Source organism: Pseudoxanthomonas daejeonensis (assembly GCF_010093205.1).
GTDB classification, from domain to species: domain Bacteria; phylum Pseudomonadota; class Gammaproteobacteria; order Xanthomonadales; family Xanthomonadaceae; genus Pseudoxanthomonas; species Pseudoxanthomonas daejeonensis.
In genome coordinates, this window is record NZ_PDWN01000028.1 from 1 (window position 1) to 947 (window position 947).

General features: G+C 65.5%; 2 protein-coding genes. One reads left to right on the forward strand and one right to left on the reverse strand.

Translation table 11 applies throughout. The annotated features are described in order from the left end of the window. Positions 1-279: hypothetical protein (locus tag CSC65_RS16280; protein WP_238390438.1), on the forward strand; the 279-nt coding region annotated here is incomplete at its 5' end. A 103-nt stretch (positions 280-382) separates the two neighbouring features. On the opposite strand, the gene CSC65_RS16050 is transcribed toward CSC65_RS16280, so the two are convergent. Then, on the reverse strand, positions 383-751 hold the full coding sequence (locus tag CSC65_RS16050; protein WP_238390439.1) for an SDR family oxidoreductase: 369 nt from the start codon (positions 749-751) through the stop codon (positions 383-385). Positions 752-947: the final 196 nt, after the last annotated feature.

Here is a 947-nt window from a genome sequence, read left to right on the forward strand (position 1 = left end):
TGCTTCTGTACCGGACTCACCACCGCATTGATTTTCCGCCCAACCTACGGGTATACAGCCCTGCTCCTTGCACAGCTCATATCCGGCACCCTCAGTGGCCTTGTCTCGGCATTGGTGCTGATGCTGCTGTTCCACGTCACAGATCTGCTTTTTTTTTTCGCGGCAGGGGAGCGCCGTCCTTCTTCGCGGGCGCTTGGTCTTTCCAGATGGACATGCAGGGGATGCTCCGGCGTGGCAGGGCATTCGACTATCGCCAATCCGCGCCCCCTCACACTGTGATCACGCCTGCCAAACGGGGACGTCGCCACACATCGTCTTGTACCGGTTCACCTTGCAGCCGGAGTTGTCGACGCGTCGCTCACATGCCTGAAGAGGGTGTGCTTCAGCGGCCGCCGGCGACATCGACGAAGGTGCCGGTGGTGTACGACGCCTGCGGCGACAGCAGCCACAGGATGGCCTGAGCCACCTCGTCCGGCTGGCCGCCACGTCGCATCGGCACGAATGCCTTCACCCGGTCCACCCGGCCTGGTTCGCCGCCGTCGGCATGCATGCCGGTGTAGATGAAGCCGGGCCGGACGGCGTTGACGCGGATGCCCTCCTGCGCGACTTCCTGCGCCAGGCCGCCCGTCAGCGTATCCATCGCCCCCTTGGATGCGGCGTAGTCGACATATTCACCGGGCGAGCCCGTCTTTGCCGCGACCGACGACACGTTGACGATCGCGCCCCCGTGACCGCCATGGCGTGTGGACATGCGCCGCACCGCCTCGCGGCAGCAGAGCAGCGTGCCGGTGACGTTGGGAGGCGGCCGCAGGATCGAGTACGGCTCGCCCTGGCCGCTGGGCTGGAAGCAGCCGCTGGCCTCCCATTCGGCGTACAGGCGCGATTCGAGGGACTTGGGTTCGTAGCCGGAGGGCAGGGTGGTCATGGGATCTCGATGTGGAATCGGC